The organism is Pseudomonas sp. PH1b, from assembly GCF_000633395.1.
Classification (GTDB): Bacteria; Pseudomonadota; Gammaproteobacteria; order Pseudomonadales; family Pseudomonadaceae; genus Aquipseudomonas.
The window spans coordinates 105378-124927 of the sequence record NZ_AYMU01000013.1 but is presented as its reverse complement, the minus strand read 5'-3'; the positions used below and the strand labels follow the sequence as shown (position 1 = coordinate 124927).

General features: G+C 67.1%; 22 protein-coding genes. All 22 read left to right on the top strand.

Annotated elements, in window-relative coordinates; all coding sequences use genetic code 11:
* The first annotated feature begins 300 nt into the window (after window positions 1-300).
* The 22 genes from U873_RS0122230 to U873_RS0122125 all read left to right on the top strand — a co-directional run bounded on the left by U873_RS0122230 (window position 301) and on the right by U873_RS0122125 (window position 19479).
* On the top strand, window positions 301-1020 hold the full coding sequence (locus U873_RS0122230; RefSeq protein ID WP_025130330.1) for a beta-ketoacyl synthase chain length factor: 720 nt from the start codon (window positions 301-303) through the stop codon (window positions 1018-1020).
* Complete coding sequence (locus U873_RS0122225) at window positions 996-1817, top strand: 1-acyl-sn-glycerol-3-phosphate acyltransferase (RefSeq protein WP_025130329.1); 822 nt, start codon at window positions 996-998, stop codon at window positions 1815-1817. The genes U873_RS0122230 and U873_RS0122225 overlap by 25 nt, the downstream gene beginning before the upstream one ends.
* Window positions 1786-2058, top strand: coding sequence for a phosphopantetheine-binding protein (locus tag U873_RS0122220; protein ID WP_025130328.1), 273 nt, complete (start codon window positions 1786-1788; stop codon window positions 2056-2058). Before U873_RS0122225 ends, U873_RS0122220 begins: the two co-directional genes overlap by 32 nt.
* Before the next feature lie 9 nt (window positions 2059-2067).
* Window positions 2068-2322 carry an acyl carrier protein gene (locus U873_RS0122215; protein WP_025130327.1) on the top strand — a complete coding sequence of 85 codons (255 nt, stop codon included), beginning with the start codon at window positions 2068-2070 and terminating at the stop codon, window positions 2320-2322.
* On the top strand, window positions 2319-2864 hold the full coding sequence (locus tag U873_RS0122210) for a membrane protein (RefSeq protein WP_025130326.1): 546 nt from the start codon (window positions 2319-2321) through the stop codon (window positions 2862-2864). The genes U873_RS0122215 and U873_RS0122210 overlap by 4 nt, the downstream gene beginning before the upstream one ends.
* On the top strand, window positions 2861-4534 hold the full coding sequence (locus U873_RS0122205) for an acyl-CoA synthetase family protein (protein WP_025130325.1): 1674 nt from the start codon (window positions 2861-2863) through the stop codon (window positions 4532-4534). The genes U873_RS0122210 and U873_RS0122205 overlap by 4 nt, the downstream gene beginning before the upstream one ends.
* Window positions 4535-4565: 31 nt before the next feature.
* A complete protein-coding gene (locus U873_RS0122200; RefSeq protein WP_025130324.1) occupies window positions 4566-5324 on the top strand; it encodes a glycosyltransferase family 2 protein in 759 nt (252 codons plus the stop codon).
* Window positions 5321-6277 carry a glycosyl transferase gene (locus U873_RS0122195; RefSeq protein WP_025130323.1) on the top strand — a complete coding sequence of 319 codons (957 nt, stop codon included), beginning with the start codon at window positions 5321-5323 and terminating at the stop codon, window positions 6275-6277. The genes U873_RS0122200 and U873_RS0122195 overlap by 4 nt, the downstream gene beginning before the upstream one ends.
* Window positions 6258-7802 (top strand): histidine ammonia-lyase, encoded by a 1545-nt coding sequence (gene hutH / locus U873_RS0122190; protein WP_025130322.1) that lies wholly within the window; start codon window positions 6258-6260, stop codon window positions 7800-7802. Before U873_RS0122195 ends, hutH begins: the two co-directional genes overlap by 20 nt.
* Window positions 7795-8220 carry a thioesterase family protein gene (locus U873_RS0122185; protein WP_025130321.1) on the top strand — a complete coding sequence of 142 codons (426 nt, stop codon included), beginning with the start codon at window positions 7795-7797 and terminating at the stop codon, window positions 8218-8220. Before hutH ends, U873_RS0122185 begins: the two co-directional genes overlap by 8 nt.
* Window positions 8217-8897 carry an outer membrane lipoprotein carrier protein LolA gene (locus tag U873_RS0122180; protein WP_025130320.1) on the top strand — a complete coding sequence of 227 codons (681 nt, stop codon included), beginning with the start codon at window positions 8217-8219 and terminating at the stop codon, window positions 8895-8897. The genes U873_RS0122185 and U873_RS0122180 overlap by 4 nt, the downstream gene beginning before the upstream one ends.
* Entirely contained in the window at window positions 8881-11223 is a 2343-nt protein-coding gene (locus U873_RS0122175; protein ID WP_025130319.1) for an MMPL family transporter, read from the top strand. The genes U873_RS0122180 and U873_RS0122175 overlap by 17 nt, the downstream gene beginning before the upstream one ends.
* Window positions 11217-12407, top strand: coding sequence for a hypothetical protein (locus tag U873_RS0122170; protein ID WP_025130318.1), 1191 nt, complete (start codon window positions 11217-11219; stop codon window positions 12405-12407). Before U873_RS0122175 ends, U873_RS0122170 begins: the two co-directional genes overlap by 7 nt.
* Window positions 12394-13641 carry an NAD(P)/FAD-dependent oxidoreductase gene (locus tag U873_RS0122165; RefSeq protein ID WP_025130317.1) on the top strand — a complete coding sequence of 416 codons (1248 nt, stop codon included), beginning with the start codon at window positions 12394-12396 and terminating at the stop codon, window positions 13639-13641. Before U873_RS0122170 ends, U873_RS0122165 begins: the two co-directional genes overlap by 14 nt.
* Window positions 13638-14399 carry a class I SAM-dependent methyltransferase gene (locus U873_RS0122160; protein ID WP_025130316.1) on the top strand — a complete coding sequence of 254 codons (762 nt, stop codon included), beginning with the start codon at window positions 13638-13640 and terminating at the stop codon, window positions 14397-14399. Before U873_RS0122165 ends, U873_RS0122160 begins: the two co-directional genes overlap by 4 nt.
* Window positions 14396-14881 carry a hypothetical protein gene (locus U873_RS0122155; protein WP_025130315.1) on the top strand — a complete coding sequence of 162 codons (486 nt, stop codon included), beginning with the start codon at window positions 14396-14398 and terminating at the stop codon, window positions 14879-14881. Before U873_RS0122160 ends, U873_RS0122155 begins: the two co-directional genes overlap by 4 nt.
* A complete protein-coding gene (locus tag U873_RS0122150) occupies window positions 14878-16074 on the top strand; it encodes a beta-ketoacyl-[acyl-carrier-protein] synthase family protein (RefSeq protein ID WP_025130314.1) in 1197 nt (398 codons plus the stop codon). The genes U873_RS0122155 and U873_RS0122150 overlap by 4 nt, the downstream gene beginning before the upstream one ends.
* The gene (locus tag U873_RS0122145) at window positions 16071-16544 is read left to right on the top strand and encodes a hotdog family protein (RefSeq protein WP_025130313.1); all 474 of its coding nucleotides are present in this window, start codon (window positions 16071-16073) and stop codon (window positions 16542-16544) included. The genes U873_RS0122150 and U873_RS0122145 overlap by 4 nt, the downstream gene beginning before the upstream one ends.
* Window positions 16541-17269 carry a 3-oxoacyl-ACP reductase FabG gene (gene fabG, locus U873_RS0122140; protein ID WP_025130312.1) on the top strand — a complete coding sequence of 243 codons (729 nt, stop codon included), beginning with the start codon at window positions 16541-16543 and terminating at the stop codon, window positions 17267-17269. The genes U873_RS0122145 and fabG overlap by 4 nt, the downstream gene beginning before the upstream one ends.
* The gene (locus U873_RS0122135; protein ID WP_025130311.1) at window positions 17269-18495 is read left to right on the top strand and encodes a beta-ketoacyl-ACP synthase; all 1227 of its coding nucleotides are present in this window, start codon (window positions 17269-17271) and stop codon (window positions 18493-18495) included. The genes fabG and U873_RS0122135 overlap by 1 nt, the downstream gene beginning before the upstream one ends.
* Window positions 18496-18520: 25 nt before the next feature.
* The gene (locus U873_RS0122130; RefSeq protein WP_025130310.1) at window positions 18521-18970 is read left to right on the top strand and encodes a hypothetical protein; all 450 of its coding nucleotides are present in this window, start codon (window positions 18521-18523) and stop codon (window positions 18968-18970) included.
* A gap of 62 nt (window positions 18971-19032) precedes the next feature.
* Window positions 19033-19479, top strand: coding sequence for a hypothetical protein (locus tag U873_RS0122125; protein ID WP_025130309.1), 447 nt, complete (start codon window positions 19033-19035; stop codon window positions 19477-19479).
* Window positions 19480-19550: the final 71 nt, after the last annotated feature.

Here is a 19550-nt window from a genome sequence, read left to right as displayed (position 1 = left end):
CCGCCCCGTTTCTTAGCTACCTCGGGCGTGCACGAGTTTGCGCGGCCGCGCCGCTGGGCAGGCCACCTCGCAACGGCGCGGCGGAAAGGAATCCAGGCAGGCAAAACCGATAGTGGCAACTAGACATCCAAAATCCCGTCAGAATCGTCGCTTTTGCGACCAACAGCCCAACCAGCATTTGCTACAAGCCAGTCGCACCGGGATAATGCGCGCCACTGACGCCTTTGCGTCACCCAGGCCAGTCGCCGATCGAAGCGATATGCCGCGTCAAGGAAGCCCGCAGGGGCGGGATGAAACCAAGTGATCAAGTTCAACATCGCTCAATGGCGTGCGTGGGCCCCTGGGCTCGAAAGCGTGGACGCCTGGCAGGCCTGGAGCCAACGGCCGGCCCTGCCTGAAAGCTGCGATGCCGTCCCCGATGTGTCCTTCCTTCCCGCCATGCAGCGCCGTCGCCTCAGTCGCCTGGCACGCATGGCCTTCAGCGTTGGCTGGCCCTTGGCCGAAGGCCTTGAGCACCTGCCGCTGGTGTTCATCTCCCGTCACGGCGAAACCCCACGCACCTTCGACATCCTCAGCGACCTGGCCGCCGAACAGCCGCTGTCGCCCACTCAGTTCAGCCTCTCGGTGCACAATGCGGTGATCGGCCTGTGGTCGATCATGCGTGGCGAAACCAGTGAAATGACCGCCCTGGCCGCTGCCGGCGACGGCCTGGAGCATGGCCTGCTGGAGGCCGCTACCCTGCTGGCCGACGGCGCCCCCCACGTACTCCTGGTGATCACCGAAGAACAGCCACCCGAGGCCTACGCCAGCTGGATCGACGACGTGCCCTTCCCCTATGCCCTGGGCCTGCTGCTGACCCCTGGCGACGACTGGCAACTGACCCTGGACAGCCATGCTGGCGAAGTTCCCAAGCCCCAGTGGCCCCATGCCCTGAACCTGTTGCGTAGCCTGCTCGGCGCTCAGCCCTTTTGCCAACATGCCTGGATGAATCGCCTATGGACCTGGCAACGCAACCCCTGAACGCCAAGGGCCGCCATGCCTACTATTGGCGCCTGCTGGCCACCGCCCTGAGCTTTGCACTGTTCGGAATAGGTGGTTTGTGCCTGCGCCTGGTGGTCTTCCCCCTGCTCGCCTGCCTGCCGGGCGATGCCCGGAGCCGGCGCCTGCGGGCACGCCAGACCGTCAGCCGATTGTTCTGGCGGTTCATCCGCTTCATGGCCCGCAGCGGCGTGCTCACCTACGAAGTCCAGGGCAGCGAGCGGCTCGGGCGCCCGGGGCAGATGATCATCGCCAATCACCCGTCGCTGATCGACGTGGTGTTCCTGATCGGCCTGGTGCGCGACGCCAACTGCGTGGTGAAACGCAGCCTGTGGGACAACCCCTTCACCCGTGGGCCGGTGCGCGCTACCCAGTACATCAGCAACGACGGCAGCCTGGACATGCTCGATGCCGCGTCCCAGGCGCTGCAGGAAGGCCAGACGCTGATCGTCTTCCCCGAAGGCACGCGCACCCAACCCGGCAGTGCGCCCGCCTTTCATCGGGGGGCCGCGGCAATCGCCCTGCGCGGTGCGAAGATCATCACCCCGGTGGTGATCAAGGTCAGCCCCACTACCCTGACCAAGGCCGAGCCCTGGTACCGCATCCCGCAACGCCGTGTGCACTTCAGTTTTCACGTCGGTGCCGATATAGACCCACAAACCTTTGCAGCCCAGGGCCCGGCGCCCCAGGCTTCGCGCAAGCTCAATGAGCACTTGCACCACTATTTCATCAAGGAGCTCGCCAGAGATGAGCGATACACACCCGGACCTGATTCTTGAGATCAAGCTGCTGATCATCGACGCCCTGGGCCTCGAAGACATCAGTGCCCAGGACATCGGCAACGATCAGACACTGTTTGGTGACGGCCTCGGCCTGGATTCGGTAGACGCCCTGGAACTGGGCCTGGCGATCCAGAAAAAATACGGCATCAAGATCGACGCCGACGCCAAGGACACCCGCAACCACTTCAGTAACGTGGCGAGCCTTGCGGCGTTCGTCATTGCAAAAAAGGCAGCTTGAGACCCGACCATGCAAACCCGTGACGATATCTTCAACACCCTGCGCAATGCCCTGGTCGAACTCTTCGAGCTGGAGCCCGAGCGCATCAGCCTGGACGCCAACCTGTATCAGGACCTGGAAATCGACAGCATCGATGCGGTCGACCTGATCGACCACATCAAACGTCAGACCGGCAAGAAGATCGCCGCCGAAGAGTTCAAGTCGGTGCGCACCGTCAATGACGTGGTCGAGGCGGTCTACCGCCTGGTCCAGCCGGCCGCATGAGCCGACTGATCGGCCTCGGCCTGTTGCTGGCCGGCCTGCTTTACCCCTTTGCGGTGTACTTCGGCATGGAGCACTTCGCGCCGTGGCAGTTCGGCCTGCTGCTGGGCGGCCTGTGGCTGGCCCGGGCGCTGACCGGCGAGCGCCGGCCCGGCAGCCTGTGGATGGCCGCGGCGGCGATCGTCTTCTGCCTGCTGCTGGCCTGGTTCGACCAGCCGGCGCTGCTGCGCTGGTACCCGGTGCTGATCAGCAGCTGCATGCTCGGTCTGTTCGGCCTGAGCCTGAAGTACGGCCCGCCGGTGGCCGAGCGCCTGGCCCGCATCAGCGAGCCGGACCTGCCGGAAAAGGCCATACGTTATACCCGCCAGGTGACCATTGCCTGGAGTGTGTTTTTCCTCTGTAACGGAGTGCTCGCCGCAGCCCTGACCCTGTGGGCGCCGCTGAGCTGGTGGACGTTGTACAACGGCCTGATCGCCTACGGGCTGATGGGTTTGCTGTTTGCCATTGAATGGCTTTTACGACAAAGGGTACGAGGCCGTAGATGAACTGGATTCCCCTTGAGCGGTTGTTGCTCAAGACGCACGCATCACGGGTGGTCAGCGCCCATCCCGGCATCGACCTGGAACAGCTGCAGCAACAGGCCCTGAGCCTGGCCGCGGCGCTGCAGGCCCGGGGCGTGCAGCGCCTGGCCGTGCACCTGGAGGACGCCGTCGAACTGGCCGTGGCGCTGCTGGGCGCCTGGCGCGCCGGGGTCAGCGTGTTGCTCCCCGCCGACCTGCAGGCCCAGACCCGCCAGCGCTGGGCGGCGGACGTCGACCTGTGGCTGACCGACCAGGACCCGCCCTTGCAGCCGCTGCCGGCTGCGCCTCTGGAGCCGGCCGAACTGGACCTGGACGCCTGCCGGCTGAGCCTGTGCACCTCAGGCTCCAGCGGCGAACCCAAACGCATCGAAAAAAACCTGCGCCAGCTGGCCAATGAGGTCCAGGCCCTGGAGCAGCTGTGGGGCGCAGACCTGGGCCCGGCCTGGATCATCGGCAGCGTCGCCACCCAGCATATCTATGGCCTGCTGTTCCGCGTGCTCTGGCCACTGTGCGCCGCACGCCCGTTCGTGCGCCGACAATTGCCCTTCCCCGAAGACCTGCAACGGGCCAGCCGCGAATGCCCGGTATTCGCCTGGGTGGCCAGCCCCGCACTGCTCAAGCGCATGGGTGACAACCTCGACTGGTCGGCCCTGAGCCCGGTGCGACGGGTGTTCTCCTCCGGTGGCGCCTTGCCTGCCGAGGCCGCCAGCGGGCTGCAACAGCGCCTGCAGCAATGGCCGACGGAAATCCTCGGCAGCTCGGAAACCGGCGGTATCGCCTGGCGCCAGGGCCCGACCCTGTGGCAGCCCTTCGCCGATGTACGGCTGAGCCAGGATGCCGACGGCGCGCTGTTGATCGCCTCACCCTATCTGCCCGCCGGGCATGTGGAACACAGCGCCGACGCCGCACGGATTGCCGCCGACGGGCGCTTCGAACTGCTGGGCCGCCTGGACCGCATCGTCAAGCTGGAAGAAAAGCGCATTTCCCTGCCCATGCTGGAACAGGCCCTGGAGCAGCACGACTGGGTGGCGGAAGCACGCCTGGGGGTGATCGAAGACAACCGCGCCTACCTTGGTGCCCTGCTGGTGCTCAGCGAGTCCGGCCTGCATGCCCTGCGCAACCAGGGCCGACGCCACCTGACCCAGGCCCTGCGCCAGCACCTGTCCCGGCACTGCGAAGCCCTGGCCCTGCCCCGGCGCTGGCGCCTGCTGCGGCAAATGCCCCTGAACAACCAGGGCAAACTGCCCCAGGCCGAGGTCCAGGCCCTGCTCCTGGCGCCGCGCCCGCAAGCGCCAGAGGTGCTGGAGCAGGTGCAGCACGAGGAAGAGTGGCAGCTGCGACTGGCGATCCCGCCAGACCTGGCGTATTTCAGCGGGCACTTCCCCGCCACCCCGGTGCTGCCGGGGGTGGTGCAAGTGGACTGGGCCCTGGCCCTGGGCCAGCAACTGCTCCAGCTGCCGGGCCGCTTCGCCGGCATGGAAGTGCTGAAGTTCCAGCAACTGGTACGCCCCGGCGACCGGATCCAGTTCAATCTGCGCTTCGATGCCCAGCGCCAGAAACTGTATTTCGCCTACCTCAACGATGGCGCCCCCTGCTCCAGCGGGCGGATCGTCCTGGAGGCCAGCTGTGGATAACTCTTCCGGCTTCACGGCTGTAGGAGCTGGCTTGCCAGCGAAGGGGCCAACCCCGAGCCACAGGCCCTGCGCCGTCATCCCGGTCTACAACCACGAAACCGCCGTGCCCGCCGTGGTCGACGCGCTCCTGGCCCGGGGCCTGCCCTGCGTGCTGGTGGACGACGCCAGCAGCCCCGCCTGCGCGGCGGTGCTGGAACAGATGGCCGAGCTGGAGCAGGTGTTCCTGATCCGCCTGGCCCTCAACCAGGGCAAGGGCGGCGCGGTCATGGCCGGCCTGCGCGAAGCGGTGCAGCTGGGTTTCAGCCATGCCTTGCAAGTGGACGCCGACGGCCAGCATGACCTGGCGGATGTGGATAACTTCATCCACCACTCCCAGGCCCGCCCCGAGGCGCTGATCTGCGGTTATCCACAGTACGACGCCAGCGTGCCCAAGGGCCGCCTGTATGCACGCTACCTGACCCATGTCTGGGTCTGGATCAACAGCCTGTCGCTGCAGATCCCGGATTCCATGTGCGGCTTCCGGGTCTATCCGCTGCCGGCGACCCTGGCCCTGATCGATTCGGTGCAACTGGGCCGGCGCATGGATTTCGACCCGGAGATCCTGGTGCGCCTGTCCTGGCGCAATCAGGCCATGCACTGGCTGCCGACCCGGGTGCACTATCCCCAGGACGGCCTGTCGCATTTTCGCCTGTTCCACGACAACGCCCTGATCTCGAAGATGCACGCCAAGCTGTTCTTCGGCATGTTGGCGCGCCTGCCGCTGATCCTCTGGCGGCGGTGGCGTCCATGAGCCAGGAGCAACCCAAGGAGCCCGGCAACGAACACTGGGCCAGCCATCAGGAGCGCGGCAGCTTCTGGCTGATGAAGCTCACCGCCTTCGGCGTGCGGGTGCTGGGGCGCCGGCTGCTGAGCCCGGTGCTGTACGCCATCGTGTTCTACTTCTTCCTGTTCGGCCGCCGCGCCCGGCGCAGCATCTGGCAGTACCAGGAGCGCCTGGCGACCTGGAGCGGGCGCGATGAGTTGCGCCCCAGCCAGGGGCGGGTGTTCGGCCAGTTCATGGCCTTCGCCGATGCTCTGCTGGACAAGCTCGACGTGTGGAACGGCAAGCTGCGCATCGAGCAGATCGAGATCGTCGACCCGGCGCAGCTGCGCCATCAGCTGCGCGGCGAACGCGGGCAGATGCTGGTGGGTGCGCACCTGGGCAACCTGGAAGTGTGCCGGGCCCTGGCCGAGCTGGGGGAGCAGGTGACCATGAACGTGCTGGTGCACACCAAGCACGCCGAACGCTTCAACCGCCTGCTGGGCGAAGCCGGAGCCAGCCACCTGCGGCTGATCCAGGTCAGCGAGCTGGACCCGGCGATCATGCTGCAACTGAGCCAGCGCCTGGATCGCGGCGAGTGGCTGGCGATTGCCGGCGACCGCGTGCCGCTGCACGGCGGGCGCAACGTGCGGGTGGACTTTCTCGGCCACCAGGCGGCCTTCCCCCAGGGCCCCTGGCTGCTGGCCGGGCTGCTCAAGTGCCCGGTCAACCTGCTGCTGTGCCTGAAACAGCAGGGCCGCTACCAGGTGATCCTCGAACCCTTCGCCGAGGCCGTGCAGTGGAAGCGCAGCGACCGCCAGCAGGTGATCGCCCAGTGGACCGCCCGCTACGCCGAGCGCCTGGGCCAGTACTGCCTGCAAGCCCCGCAACAATGGTTCAACTTTTACCCATTCTGGAAGACCGATGACGACCTCGACCCATGAGCCGGTAACCTTCGGCGAACACCCCCTGCACATCGAAGACGTGCTGGCCCTGGCCAACCGCCAGGTGCCGACGCGCCTGCAAGGCGACGCCGCCTGGCGCCAGCGGATTGCCAAGGGCGCGCAGTTCCTCGACTCCCTGCTGGACAAGGAAGGGGTGATCTACGGCGTGACCACCGGCTACGGCGACTCCTGCGTGGTGGCGGTACCACTGCAGCACGTCGAGGCCCTGCCGCGCCATCTGTACACCTTCCACGGTTGCGGCCTGGGCAAGCTGCTGGACGCCCAGGCCACCCGCGCGGTGCTGGCGGCGCGCTTGCAGTCGCTGTGCCACGGGGTTTCCGGGGTCCGCGTGGAACTGCTGGAGCGCCTGCAGGCGTTCCTCGACCAGGACATCCTGCCGCTGATCCCCGAGGAAGGCTCGGTGGGCGCCAGCGGCGACCTGACGCCACTGTCCTATGTGGCCGCGACCCTGTCCGGCGAGCGTGAGGTGATGTTCCGTGGCGAGCGCCGTGAAGCCGCCGACGTACACCGTGAGCTGGGCTGGGAACCCCTGGTGCTGCGGCCCAAGGAAGCCCTGGCGCTGATGAACGGCACCGCGGTGATGACCGGGCTGGCCTGCCTGGCCTTTGCCCGGGCCGACTACCTGCTGCGCCTGGCGACCCGCATCACTGCCCTCAACGTGGTGGCCCTGCAAGGCAACCCGGAGCACTTCGACGAGCGCCTGTTCGCCGCCAAGCCGCACCCCGGGCAGATGCAAGTGGCCGCCTGGCTGCGCCAGGACCTGGCGATCGACGCCCCCACCGCGCCCCTGCACCGCCTGCAGGACCGCTACTCGCTGCGCTGCGCGCCCCATGTGCTGGGGGTGCTGGCCGACAGCCTGAACTGGCTGCGCAGCTTTATCGAAACCGAACTCAACAGTGCCAACGACAACCCGATCATCGACGCCGAGGCCGAGCGCGTGCTGCACGGCGGGCACTTCTACGGTGGGCACATCGCCTTCGCCATGGACAGCCTGAAGAACCTGGTGGCCAACGTCGCCGACCTGCTGGACCGGCAGCTGGCGCTGCTGGTGGACGTGCGCTACAACCACGGCCTGCCGAGCAACCTGTCCGGCGCCAGCGCCGAGCGCGCCATGCTCAACCACGGCTTCAAGGCGGTGCAGATCGGCGCCAGCGCCTGGACCGCCGAAGCCCTGAAGAACACCATGCCGGCCAGCGTGTTCTCGCGCTCCACCGAGTGCCACAACCAGGACAAGGTAAGCATGGGCACCATCGCCGCCCGCGACGCCATCCGCGTGCTCGAGCTTACCGAGCAAGTGGCCGCGGCCACCTTGCTCGCCGCCAACCAGGGCGTCTGGCTGCGCAGCCAGGAGGCCGATGCCCGGCCACTGCCACCGGCCCTGGATGCCATGCACCGGCAACTGGCCGAGGATTTTGCGCCGGTGATCGAAGACCGCGCCCTGGAGCGCGAACTGCGCCTGTGCCTGCAGCGCATCGGCGAACAACACTGGAGGCTGCATGCGTAGCAAGGGAGTGATTCACGCCGACACCCAGGTCCAGGTGCCGTTCTTCGACGTCGACACCATGCACGTCGTCTGGCACGGGCATTACGTCAAGTACCTGGAGGTCGCCCGCTGCGCCCTGCTGGACAAGCTCGGCCACAACTACAACCAGATGCTCGAATCCGGCTACGCCTGGCCGGTGATCGACCTGCAACTGCGCTACGTGCGCGGCGCGGTGTTCGGCCAGACCCTGAACGTGCGCGCCAGCCTGGTGGAGTGGGAAAGCCGGCTGAAGATCAACTACCTGATCACCGACCAGGCCACGGGCGAGCGCATGACCCGCGCCAGCTCGGTGCAAGTGGCGGTGGAGATCGCCAGCCGCGAGATGCAACTGGCCTCGCCCAAGGTCTTCACCGATGCCGTCGCGAGGGCCTTGCCATGACCGTAGGAGCGAGCTTGCTCGCGAAGAGGGTCGGTCTGGCTGCCCTGTACACGGCGCTGAGCACGGTGGTGCGGCGGTTCGCGAGCAAGCTCGCTCCTAGGGTATTGGTGTTGCTGCTGGTGCCGGGGCTGGCCCAGGCATTCGATCTGCAGCAGTTGAGCGAGCAGCTGTCGCGGCCGGAGGTGATCCACGGCCGTTTCATCCAGGAAAAACACCTGCGGGCCCTGCCCCAGCCGCTGACCAGCAAGGGCCACTTCGTGCTGGCGAAAAACCACGGCCTGCTGTGGCTGCTGCAGACCCCGCTGCAACAGGACTACCGCATCACCGCCCAGGGCATCGCCCGGCGCGATGGCGGCGGCTGGCAGATGCTCCCGGGCAAGAGCGCCGGGGCCGAACAGAACCGCCTGTTCCTCGCCGTGCTGCAGGGCGACAGCAGCGGCCTGCAGCGGGACTTCGAACTCAAGCTGCAAGGCAGTGCGCAGCACTGGCAGTTGCAACTGCTGCCCCGGTCCCTGCTGCTGCAACAGATCTTCACCCAGATCAATATCGACGGCGGCGAGCTGGTGCAACGCATCGAACTGCTGGAAGCCCAGGGCGACCGCACCGTGCTGAGCATGCAGGACAGCAGCAGCGCCCAGCCGCTCAGCGAGACGGAGCAACATGACTTTGCCGAGTGAACGCTGGCTGCCGCGGTTGTTCCTGATCCTGCTGGCCCTGGTCCTGGCCCTGGGTGCCTGGCAATGGCGCCATGGCGCACCGTTGTCGGCCAACCTCATGGAACTGGTGCCCGGCACCGCGCCGGATGCCCTGGAGCTGCAGGCCGAGCAACGCATGCAGGAACCGCTGAACCGGGAAATCCTGGTGCTGGTGGGCCATGCCGAGCGCCAGCAGGCGGTGGCCATGGCTCGCCAACTGGCCGAGCAATGGCAGGCCAGCGGGCTGTTCGAGAAGGTCCAGTGGAACCTCCAGGCCGACCTGCCGGCCCTGCGCAAGCAACTGCTGCAAGGCCGCCTGGCGATGCTTGGGGCCAAGGACCGCGAGCAACTGGTCCAGCAGCCCCAGGCGTTTATCCAGCAACGGGTGCAGAGCCTGTTCGACCCCTTCGCCGGCTTTACCCTGGTGCCCAGCCAGGATGACTGGCTGGGCCTGACCGGGCGCATCCAGAACAGCCAGCCGCAACACGGCGCGGTACAGCTGGACATCGGCAGCGGCGCCCTGGTGGCCGAGGCCGACGGCCAGCACTGGGTGCTGCTGCGGGCCCGCACCGGCGGCAACGCCTTCGACATGCAACTGCCGCTGCAAGTGGCCGAACTGCTGAGCCACAGCCGTGAGCAGGCCAGCCAGCAACAGGTACAGCTGTTGGCCGCCAGCGGCCTGCTGTACGCCGCCAACGGCCAGCAACAGGCCACCCGGGAAATCACCTGGGTCGGCGGTGGCGCCACCCTGGGCATTCTTTTGCTGCTGCTGTTGGCCTTTCGCCGCTGGCGCGCCCTGCTGGCCTTCGTCCCGGTGCTGGTGGGCATGCTGTTCGGCGCCGTGGCCTGCGTGGCGCTGTTCGGCCACATGCACGTGATGACCCTGGTGTTGGGGTCGAGCCTGATCGGCGTGGCCGTCGACTACCCGCTGCATTACCTGTCCAAGAGCTGGAGCCTGAAACCCTGGCGCAGCTGGCCGGCGCTGCGCCTGACCCTGCCGGGGCTGAGCCTGAGCCTGGCCACCAGTTGCATCGGCTACCTGGCCCTGGCCTGGACCCCGTTCCCGGCCCTGACCCAGATCGCCGTGTTCTCCGCCGCCGGCCTGGTGGGCGCCTACCTGGCAGCGGTGTGCCTGCTGCCGGCGCTGCTCAAGGGTGTGGAGCTGCGCCCGGCGCAGTGGCCGCTGCAAGTGGCCGAAGCCTTGCTCAAGGTTCGCGCGGCCCTGCTCAAGCGCGTGCCGAGCCCGGTGCTGCTGGTGTTGCTGGCGCTGTTCTGCGCCGCCGGCCTGTGGCAGCTCGAGAGCAAGAACGACATCCGCCAGTGGGTCGGCGCACCGCCGCAACTGTTGCAGGAAGCCCAGGCCATCGCGCGGATCACCGGCTATCAGCCCACCAGCCAGTTCTTCCTGGTGCGCGCTGCCGATCAGCAGCAACTGCTGGAACGCCTGGACGCCCTGGACCTGCGCCTGCAACCACTGGTGAACCTGAGCAAGCTCAAGGGCTACCTGTCGCTGAACCAGTTGCTCAGCCAACCCACCGAACAGCAGCGGGTGCGCGAGGCCCTCAAGCAACTGCCGCGCTTCTGGCAGCCACTGCTGGACCTGGGGGTGCCCCAGGCAGCGCTGCAAGCGGAGCTGGAACAGCTGCAGCAATTGCCGGTGGAAGACCTCGACGCGGCGCTTTCCGGGCCTCTGGCCGAGCCCTATCGCCCGCTGTGGCTGGGAGCCAACGCCAACGGCGTGGCGGCCATGGTCAGCCTGCAGGGGCTGAACGACGCCACCCTGCTGCGCATCCAGGCCGATGACCTGCCAGGGGTGCAACTGGTGGACCGCCTGGGTGAACTGAACCGGGTGTTCGCCGCCACCCAGGTCAGCGCCGCCGAGCTCAAGCTGGCCTCCTGCGGGCTGATCGTGCTGCTGCTGATTCTGCCCTTCGGCGTCGGCGGTGCCCTGCGCCTGGTGGCCTTGCCCTTGCTCGCGGCCCTGTGCAGCCTGGCCAGCCTCGGCTGGCTGGGGCAGCCGCTGACCCTGTTCAGCCTGTTCGGCCTGCTGCTGGTGACGGCCATCAGCGTCGACTACGCGATCCTCATGCGCGAGCAGATCGGCGGCGCCGCGGTGAGCCTGCTGGGCACGCTGCTGGCGGCCCTGACCACCTGGCTGTCGTTCGGCCTGCTGGCAATTTCCAGCACTCCGGCGGTGAGCAACTTCGGCCTGGCGGTCAGCCTCGGGCTGGCCTTCAGCTTTATCCTCGCGCCCTGGGCCGGGCACACGCCGCACCCGGCGCCCGAAGCAGAGCGTGCGCCATGCTGACCCTGCTGTTCTGGCTGCTGGCCCTGGCGCTGTTTGCCCTGGCCACCCACATCGGCCGGCGCCTGGGCCTGATTCCGATTGTCAGCCAGCTGCTGCTGGCGACCTTCGGCCTGCCCTTGCTGATGCTGCTGTGGATCGAGCCGCACTGGCAGCTCAGCGGCGCACAACTGGTTTCGCCGCCCTGGCTCAAGCACCTGTACAGCCTGGGCTTTGCCCTGCTGCTGGGGCATATCCTCAGTGACGTGATCGACCTGCGCCTGGACCGCCAGAGCCTGAAGATCGCCGTGCCAAGCTTCGGCATTCCCTTCGCCTGCGGCCTGGCCACGGCTTTCTGCCTGCTGCCGGCGCAACCCTGGATCAGCTCCCTGGCGGTCGGCCTGCTGTTCGCCATCACCGCGATCCCGGTGCTCTACCTGTACCTGCGGCACATCCAGTACCCGCCCGCCGCCACCCGGCGCCTGGTGCAGAGCGCAATCCTCATTGACCTGACCTGCTGGAGCCTGTTCGCCCTGGCCCAGGGCAGCCTGCACCTCGCCAGCCTGCTGCTGCCCCTGGCCGGCGCCTGCCTGCCCCTGCTGCTGCGCGGCCTGGGCCTGCGCCAGCCGCTACTCTACAGCCTGGGTTTCTTCGGCCTGCTGGTGCTGGCCGAGCACTACCGGCTCAATGCGCTGATCCTCGGCATCGGCTACCTGCTGTGCATGGCCGCCCTCAAGCTGGCGCTGGTGCTGCCGTTACAGGCTGCCTGGATGCACCGCTTGCAGACCTACGTCGCCATCCCGCTGATCCTGACCTTCGGCATCGTGCAGATCGATGTGCACAGCGCCATGGGCAGCCTCGGCTGGGTACAGCTGGCGGCGCTGTTGCTGTTGCCGATCGCCAGCAAGCTGCTGGGCAACTGGCTGGGCCTGGCCTGGGCCGGCGCTGCTTTCGAGGGTGCCAGCCGCTGGCGGGAAAGCCTGCTGCTGAACATTCGCGGCTTGAGCGAGATCGTCTTTCTCAACCTGCTGCTGCAACAGCAATTGATCAGCCCGGCGCTGTACTTCGCGCTGATGCTCATGGGCCTGATCGCCACCCTGCTGCCGGCCCTGGCCGGGCTGCAGCGAATTCCCCTGGCCCCGGCAAACGTGGCCTCCCTGAACCTGAATATCGCCAAACCGGCAAGGAGCCCCAGTGCCAACAGTTGAAATGGAACGTCGCCAGGTCGTGGTGATCGGTGCCGGCCCTTCGGGGGCCATCGCGGCCGCGCTGCTCAAGCGCCAGGGCCACGACGTGCTGATCGTCGAGCGGCAACATTTCCCGCGGTTCTCCATTGGTGAAAGCCTGCTGTCCCACTGCCTGGACTTCGTCGAGGAAGCCGGAATGCTCGAGGCCGTGCAGGCCGCCGGCTTCCAGCTGAAAAACGGCGCGGCCTTCGCCTGGGGCGAGCACTACAGCACCTTCGATTTCGGCGACACCTTCAGCAAAGGCAAGCCCACCACCTTCCAGGTGCAGCGGGCCGATTTCGACAAGTTGCTGGCCGACCAGGCCGCCCTGCAAGGGGTGGAGATCCGCTATGGCGAAGAGATCATCGCAGTGGACGTCGAACGCCCGCTGCCGTACCTGGACTGCCGCCGCGAAGACGGTAGCCAGTACCGCATCGAGGCCGACTTCATCCTCGACGCCAGCGGCTACGGCCGGGTCCTGCCACGGCTGCTGGAACTGGAAGCGCCATCCAGCTTCCCGGTGCGCCGGGCGGTGTTCACCCACGTCGAGGACCGCATCGACTGCGAGCATTTCGACCGCGACAAGATTCTCATCACCACCCACCCGGAACACCGTGACATCTGGTTCTGGAGCATCCCCTTCAGCAACGGTCGCTGCTCGGTGGGGGTGGTGGCCGCCGAGGAGCATTTCGCCGGCCGCGACGCCGACCTCGACGCCTGCCTGCGCGGTTTCATCGCCCAGACCCCGAGCCTGGCCAGGGTCCTGCAATACGCCGAATGGGACACCCCGGCACGGACCATCGGCGGCTACTCGGCCAACGTCACCACCCTGCATGGGCCCGGGTTTGCCCTGCTGGGCAATGCCGCGGAATTTCTCGACCCGGTGTTCTCCTCCGGAGTGACCATCGCCATGCGCTCCTCGAGCATGGCCGCTGCCGTACTGCACCGGCAGTTGCAGGGTGAGTGCGTGGACTGGCAGAGCGATTTCGCCGAACCCCTCAAGCGCGGCGTCGACACCTTCCGCTGCTACGTCGAGGGCTGGTACGCCGGCACCTTCCAGGACGTGATCTACCATCCGGGCAGCTCGCCGGAGATCCGCCGCATGATCAGCTCGATCCTCGCCGGTTATGCCTGGGATGAGCGCAACCCCTTTGTCAGCGAGCCCCGGCGCCGACTCAAGGCCCTGTCGGAAGTCTGCGCGAGGGACAACGCATGAATGACCAGAGCAGCCAGTACCTGAGCGCCAGCTACGTCGAGGAAACCCGCTTCGGCTTCTGGTTCCTGCGCAGCCACACCTGGCAGCACCATGTGCTGCGGGTGGCGATCAATGACCTGCGCTCGCTGTTCGACGCCGAGCTGCCGCGCAACCCGGTGCTGCTGGATGCCGGCTGCGGCCAGGGCAAGTCGTTCCAGTACCTGCGCCAGGTGTTCGCCCCGCAACGCCTGATCGGCCTCGACGCCGATCCCCACAGCCTCAAGCTCAGCGCCGAGGAAGCCCGGCGCCAGCAGATGCAGGTGGAGTTGATCGGCAGCGACTGCGCGACCCTGGAACTGGCCGACGCCAGCGTCGACCTGCTGTTCTGCCACCAGACCTTCCACCACCTGGTGGAACAGGAAAAGGCCCTGGCCGAGTTCTACCGGGTGCTCAAGCCCGGGGGTTACCTGCTGTTCGCCGAATCCACCGAAGCCTACATCGACACCTGGGTGATCCGCTGGCTGTTCCGCCACCCGATGCACGTGCAGAAGAGCGCCGGCGAATATTTGCAGATGATTGGTCGGCAGGGCTTTGAATTCGGCCCGCAGAACGTGTCTTATCCCTACCTGTGGTGGAGCCGCGCCAAGGACTTCGGCCTGCTGGAGCGCTTTGGCCTGCGCCGGCCGCCGCCGGTGGGCCAGCGCGAGGAAACCCTGGTCAATGTGGTGGCCCGCAAGCCGCTCGCCCCCCCTGTTGCCGAGGAAGGCCTGTCCGAATGATCCGTGCCCTGCTGCTCGGTTGTGTCCTGTTGCTGAGCGCTTGCGTCAGTCAGGCTCCGCTGCCCGAGCGCACGCCCTCGCTGGAGCTGCCGTTGCAGCTCCACGTCCAGCGCCAGCTACAGGACCAGCGCCAGGACTGGCTGCTGGTGATCCAGGCCGAAGGCCCGGGCCTGCGCTGGTCACTGATGGACCCCCTGGGCATTCCCCAGGCCCGTCAGCGCCTGGTGGGCGGACACTGGCAGGCCGACGGCCTGCTGCCACCGAATCCGGAAGCCCGGGAGCTGTTCGCGGCCTTGCTGTTTGCCCTGACACCCACTGCCGAGCTGACGGCCAATTATCCGGACGCCCGGCAACAGGGCGCCCAACGTAGCCTCGGCCCGCGCTGGCGGGTCGACTATCAACACGCTCTGGATTTCACCTTGAACCTGCCCCAAGGCCCGTACTACCACATCACTGCACTGAGCACCGAGGCCACGCCATGACGGCCTACCTCAACGCCCTCGGGGTGATCTGCGCCCTGGGCCGCAATCGCCGGGAAGTCGCCCGCAGCCTGTTTGCCGGCGACTGCTCGGGCCTGCGCGAGGAAAGCCACTGGGTACCCGGGCGCACCCTGCCGGTGGCGACCGTACGCGGCCCGCTGCCCTGCATGCCGGCGGGGCTCGAGCCCCACAACAGTCGCAACAACCAACTGCTGCTGGAAGCCTCGCGACAGATCGAGGACGACATCCAGCAGGCGATCCGGCGCTACGGCCGTGGCCGCATCGGCATCGTCCTGGGTACCAGCACCTCGGGGATCGACGAAGCCAGCCGCGGCATCGCCCGCTACCTGCAAGACCGGCAGTTCCCGGCGGACTACGACTACCGCCAGCAGGAGCTCAGCGCCCCGGCGAACTTTCTCGCCGAGTGGCTGCAATTGAGCGGCCCGGCCTACGTGATCTCCACCGCCTGCACCTCCAGTGCCCGGGCCCTGATCAGCGCCCGGCGCCTGCTCGACCTGGGCCTTTGCGACGCCGTGCTGTGCGGCGGCGTCGACAGCCTGTGCAAGCTCACCCTCAACGGTTTCACGGCCCTGGAGGCGGTCTCCGGGCAACGCTGCAACCCGTTTTCGCGCAACCGCGACGGGATCAACATCGGTGAAGCGGCGGTGCTGTTCCTGATGACCCGGGACCCCGGCGCGCAGCCGTCCATCGCCCTGCTGGGCGGGGGCGCCAGCTCCGACGCCTACCATATTTCCGCCCCGGCCCCCGATGGTCGCGGCGCGCTCCAGGCCATGAACCAGGCCCTGCGCAGTGCGGCCCTGCAGCCGCAGCAGATCGACTACCTGAACCTGCACGGCACCGCCACCCAGCACAACGACGCCATGGAAAGCCTGGCCGTGGCGCAACTGTTCCCCGCGGACCTGCCCTGCTCATCGACCAAACCCATGAGCGGCCACACCCTGGGGGCGGCGGGCGCTCTGGAGGCCGCGTTCTGCTGGCTGAGCCTGGGCACCGACAACCCCGACCAGGCACTGGCACCCCATGTCTGGGATGCCCAGGCCGACCCTGCCTTGCCGGCGCTGCGCTGGGTGACCCCGGCCGACCGCCTGCCCCGTCACGCCCCGCGCCGCCTGATGAGCAATTCCTTTGCCTTCGGCGGCAACAACGTCAGCCTGATTATCGGAGACGCCCCATGATTGACTGGCCGCTCGCCGAGTTGCTGCCCCACGCCGGGGACATGATCCTCATCGATCAGGTCCTGGCCTTTGATGAAGAACAGATCCGCACCCGCCTCGAAGTTCGCCCCGGCGGCCTGTTCAACCGCGCCGACGGCAGCCTGCCGGCCTGGGTCGGGGTCGAGCTGATGGCCCAGAGCGTGGCCGCCTATGCCGGTTGCCGCGCCCGCCAGCAGGGTCTGCCGGTGGAGTTGGGCTTCCTTCTGGGCACCCGTAAATTCGAATGCAATGTCGAGCACTTTGCCGTCGGCAGCACCCTGGAGATCCATGCCCTGCGTTCTCTGGAAGACGACAACGGCATGGGCGTGTTCGAGTGCCACCTCAGTGGCCCCGGCATTGCCGCCAGCGCGCGCCTGAACGTGTTCCGCCCGCCCCAGGCCGCCGACTACCTGGATGAAACACCTGCCTCTTCTACAGGAACCCCGTCATGACTGACTCCGTACTGGTCACCGGCTCCAGCCGTGGCATCGGCCGCGCCATCGCCCTGCGTCTGGCCCAGGCCGGCTATGACCTGGTGCTGCACTGCCGCAGTGGCCGCAGCGACGCCGACGCCGTCAAGGGCGAGGTCGAGGCCCTGGGCCGCAGCGCCCGCATCCTGCAATTCGATGTCTCGGACCGGGATGCCTGCCGGACCGCCCTGGAAGCCGACGTCGAGGCCCACGGTGCCTATTACGGCGTGGTGCTGAACGCCGGCCTGACCCGCGACGGTGCCTTCCCGGCCCTCAGCGAAGAGGACTGGGACCAGGTGCTGCGCACCAACCTCGACGGTTTCTACAACGTTCTGCACCCGGTGATGATGCCGATGATCCGTCGTCGCGCACCGGGGCGGATCATCTGCATCACCTCGGTCTCGGGGCTGATCGGCAACCGTGGCCAGGTCAACTACAGCGCCTCCAAGGCCGGTCTGATCGGCGCCGCCAAGGCCCTGGCCATCGAGCTGGGCAAGCGCAAGATCACCGTCAACTGCGTGGCCCCCGGGTTGATCGACACCGCCATGCTGGATGAAAACGTGCCAGTGGACGAACTGCTGAAAATGATCCCGGCCCAGCGCATGGGCACCCCGGAAGAAGTGGCCGGCGCGGTGAACTTCCTGATGTCCGCCGAAGCCGGCTACATCACTCGCCAGGTGCTCTCGGTCAACGGGGGCCTGTGCTGATGAAACGCGTGGTCGTCACCGGCATGGCCGGCATCACTTCCCTGGGCAGCGACTGGGCCAGCATCGCCGAGCGCTTCGGCGCCAACCGCAGTGGCATCCGACGCATGGACGAATGGGACCGCTTCAGCGAACTCAACACCCGCCTGGCCGGCCCCATTGACGACTTCCAGGTGCCCGGACACTGGACCCGCAAGCAACTGCGCAGCATGGGCCGGGTCTCGCGCCTGGCCGTGGGCGCCGCCGAGCAGGCCCTGGCCGACGCCGGGCTGCTGGGCGACCCGTCGATCAAGGACGGGCGCATGGGGGTGGCCTGCGGTTCCTCCACCGGCAGCACCGACGAGATCAAGGCCTTCGGCAACATGCTGCTGAACTCGGTGGCCGAGGGGCTCAACGCCAATTCCTACGTGCGCATGATGCCCCACACCACCGCGGCCAATATCAGCATCTTCTTCGGCCTCACCGGACGCCTGATTCCCACCTCCAGCGCCTGCACCAGTGGCAGCCAGGGCATCGGCTACGCCTACGAGGCGATCAAGTTTGGCCGCCTGCCGCTGATGCTCGCCGGCGGCGCCGAGGAACTGTGCCCCACCGAAGCCATGGTGTTCGACGCACTGTATGCCACCAGCCTGAAAAACGATGCGCCGCACACCAGTCCCCGGCCCTACGACTGCGATCGCGACGGCCTGGTGATCGGCGAAGGCGGCGGCATGCTGGTGCTCGAGGAGCTGGAGCACGCCCTGGCCCGGGGCGCGCGGATCCATGCGGAAATCGTCGGCTTCGGCAGCAATGCCGACGGCCAGCACACCACCCGTCCCGAGCAGCTCACCATGCGTCGGGCCATGGAACTGGCCCTGGAGGATGCGGCCCTGTTCCCGGAGGCCATCGGCTACGTCAACGGCCATGGCACCGCCACCGAGCAGGGCGATATCGCCGAGACCCAGGCCACCAGCAGCCTGTTCGGCAGCCGCATGCCCATCAGCTCGCAGAAGAGTTTCCTTGGCCACACCCTGGGGGCCTGTGGCGCCCTAGAGTCCTGGTTCAGCATCGAGATGCTCAACCGCGACCTGTATGTGCACACCTGCAACCTGGACCAGGTCGACCCCCGCTGCGGCGAGCTGGACTACCTGCAGGGCGGCTTTCGCGCCATGAGCCACGAATACGTGATGAACAACAACTTTGCCTTTGGCGGCGTCAACACCTCGTTGATCTTCCGCCGCTGGTCCTGATGCCTCACCTCTCTGGAGAAATGGAATGTCTTCGCTGTTTCGCGCCACCCTCATCGTCCTTGCTCTGCTGAGCGTCACCGCCTGTACCAGCAAGCGCATGTACACCCCCAACCGCATCATCCCGGCCACCATCCAGGCCGACCAGGAACAGGTCAAGCAGGCGATCCTGAAGAACCTCGTCGCCCGCAAGTGGACCGTGCAGCGCATCAGCCCGGAGCTGATCCAGGCCGAGATCACCGTGCGTGAACAGTTCCACGCCGAGATCGATATCCAGTACTCCGCCAGCCACTACAAGATCCTCTACCGCGACAGCCGTGACCTGGACTACAAGGACGGCAAGATCCACAAGAACTACATCCGCTGGGTGCGCCTGCTGGACAAGGGCATCCTGCGCGAACTGCGAGACAACCAGAACGAGCGGACCGCACAACAGCTGTCCGATGGCGCCGCCAAGAGCTTCCCGGCCGCCCAATGATTCCTTCCCGGCGACCCTGCTCGCCGGGCTGCTTTACCCCCCTTGATGTCATGGAGAATGCGATGCGTTTGAAGACACTGGCGGCCACCGCCACCCTGCTGCTGTGCACCCTGCCCGGCGTCAGCCAGGCCCGGGATACCGCCCTGTACCTGCCCTTCGACAAGGTGGTGGCCGAGGCCATCAGCACCGGCAAGATCGACGGCAGCGTGAAGTTCTACCTGGCGGGCAACAAGCCGGCCGGCAAGGTCAGCGTGCTCAGCCCCGGCGCCGTGACCAACAAGAAGACCAATGCCTTCGGCAAGGCCGACCAGGTGGCCTGCGAGTGGGCCTTGCAGTCGGCGCTGATCACCCTGCACGAAGCGGCGAAGAAAGTCGGCGCCAATGCCGTGACCGACATCGCCAGCTTCTACAAGAGCCGTGAGCGCAAGGACGCCACCACCTATGAGTGCCATGCCGGCGCCATCATGGCTGGCGTCGCGCTGCGCGGGGATCTGTCCAAGGTCCAGTGACCTGCCGTCGACAGCGAAGGGCGCCTTGGGGGCGCCCTTTTCGTTTCCGGGATTTTTCCGGAAGCGCGCCA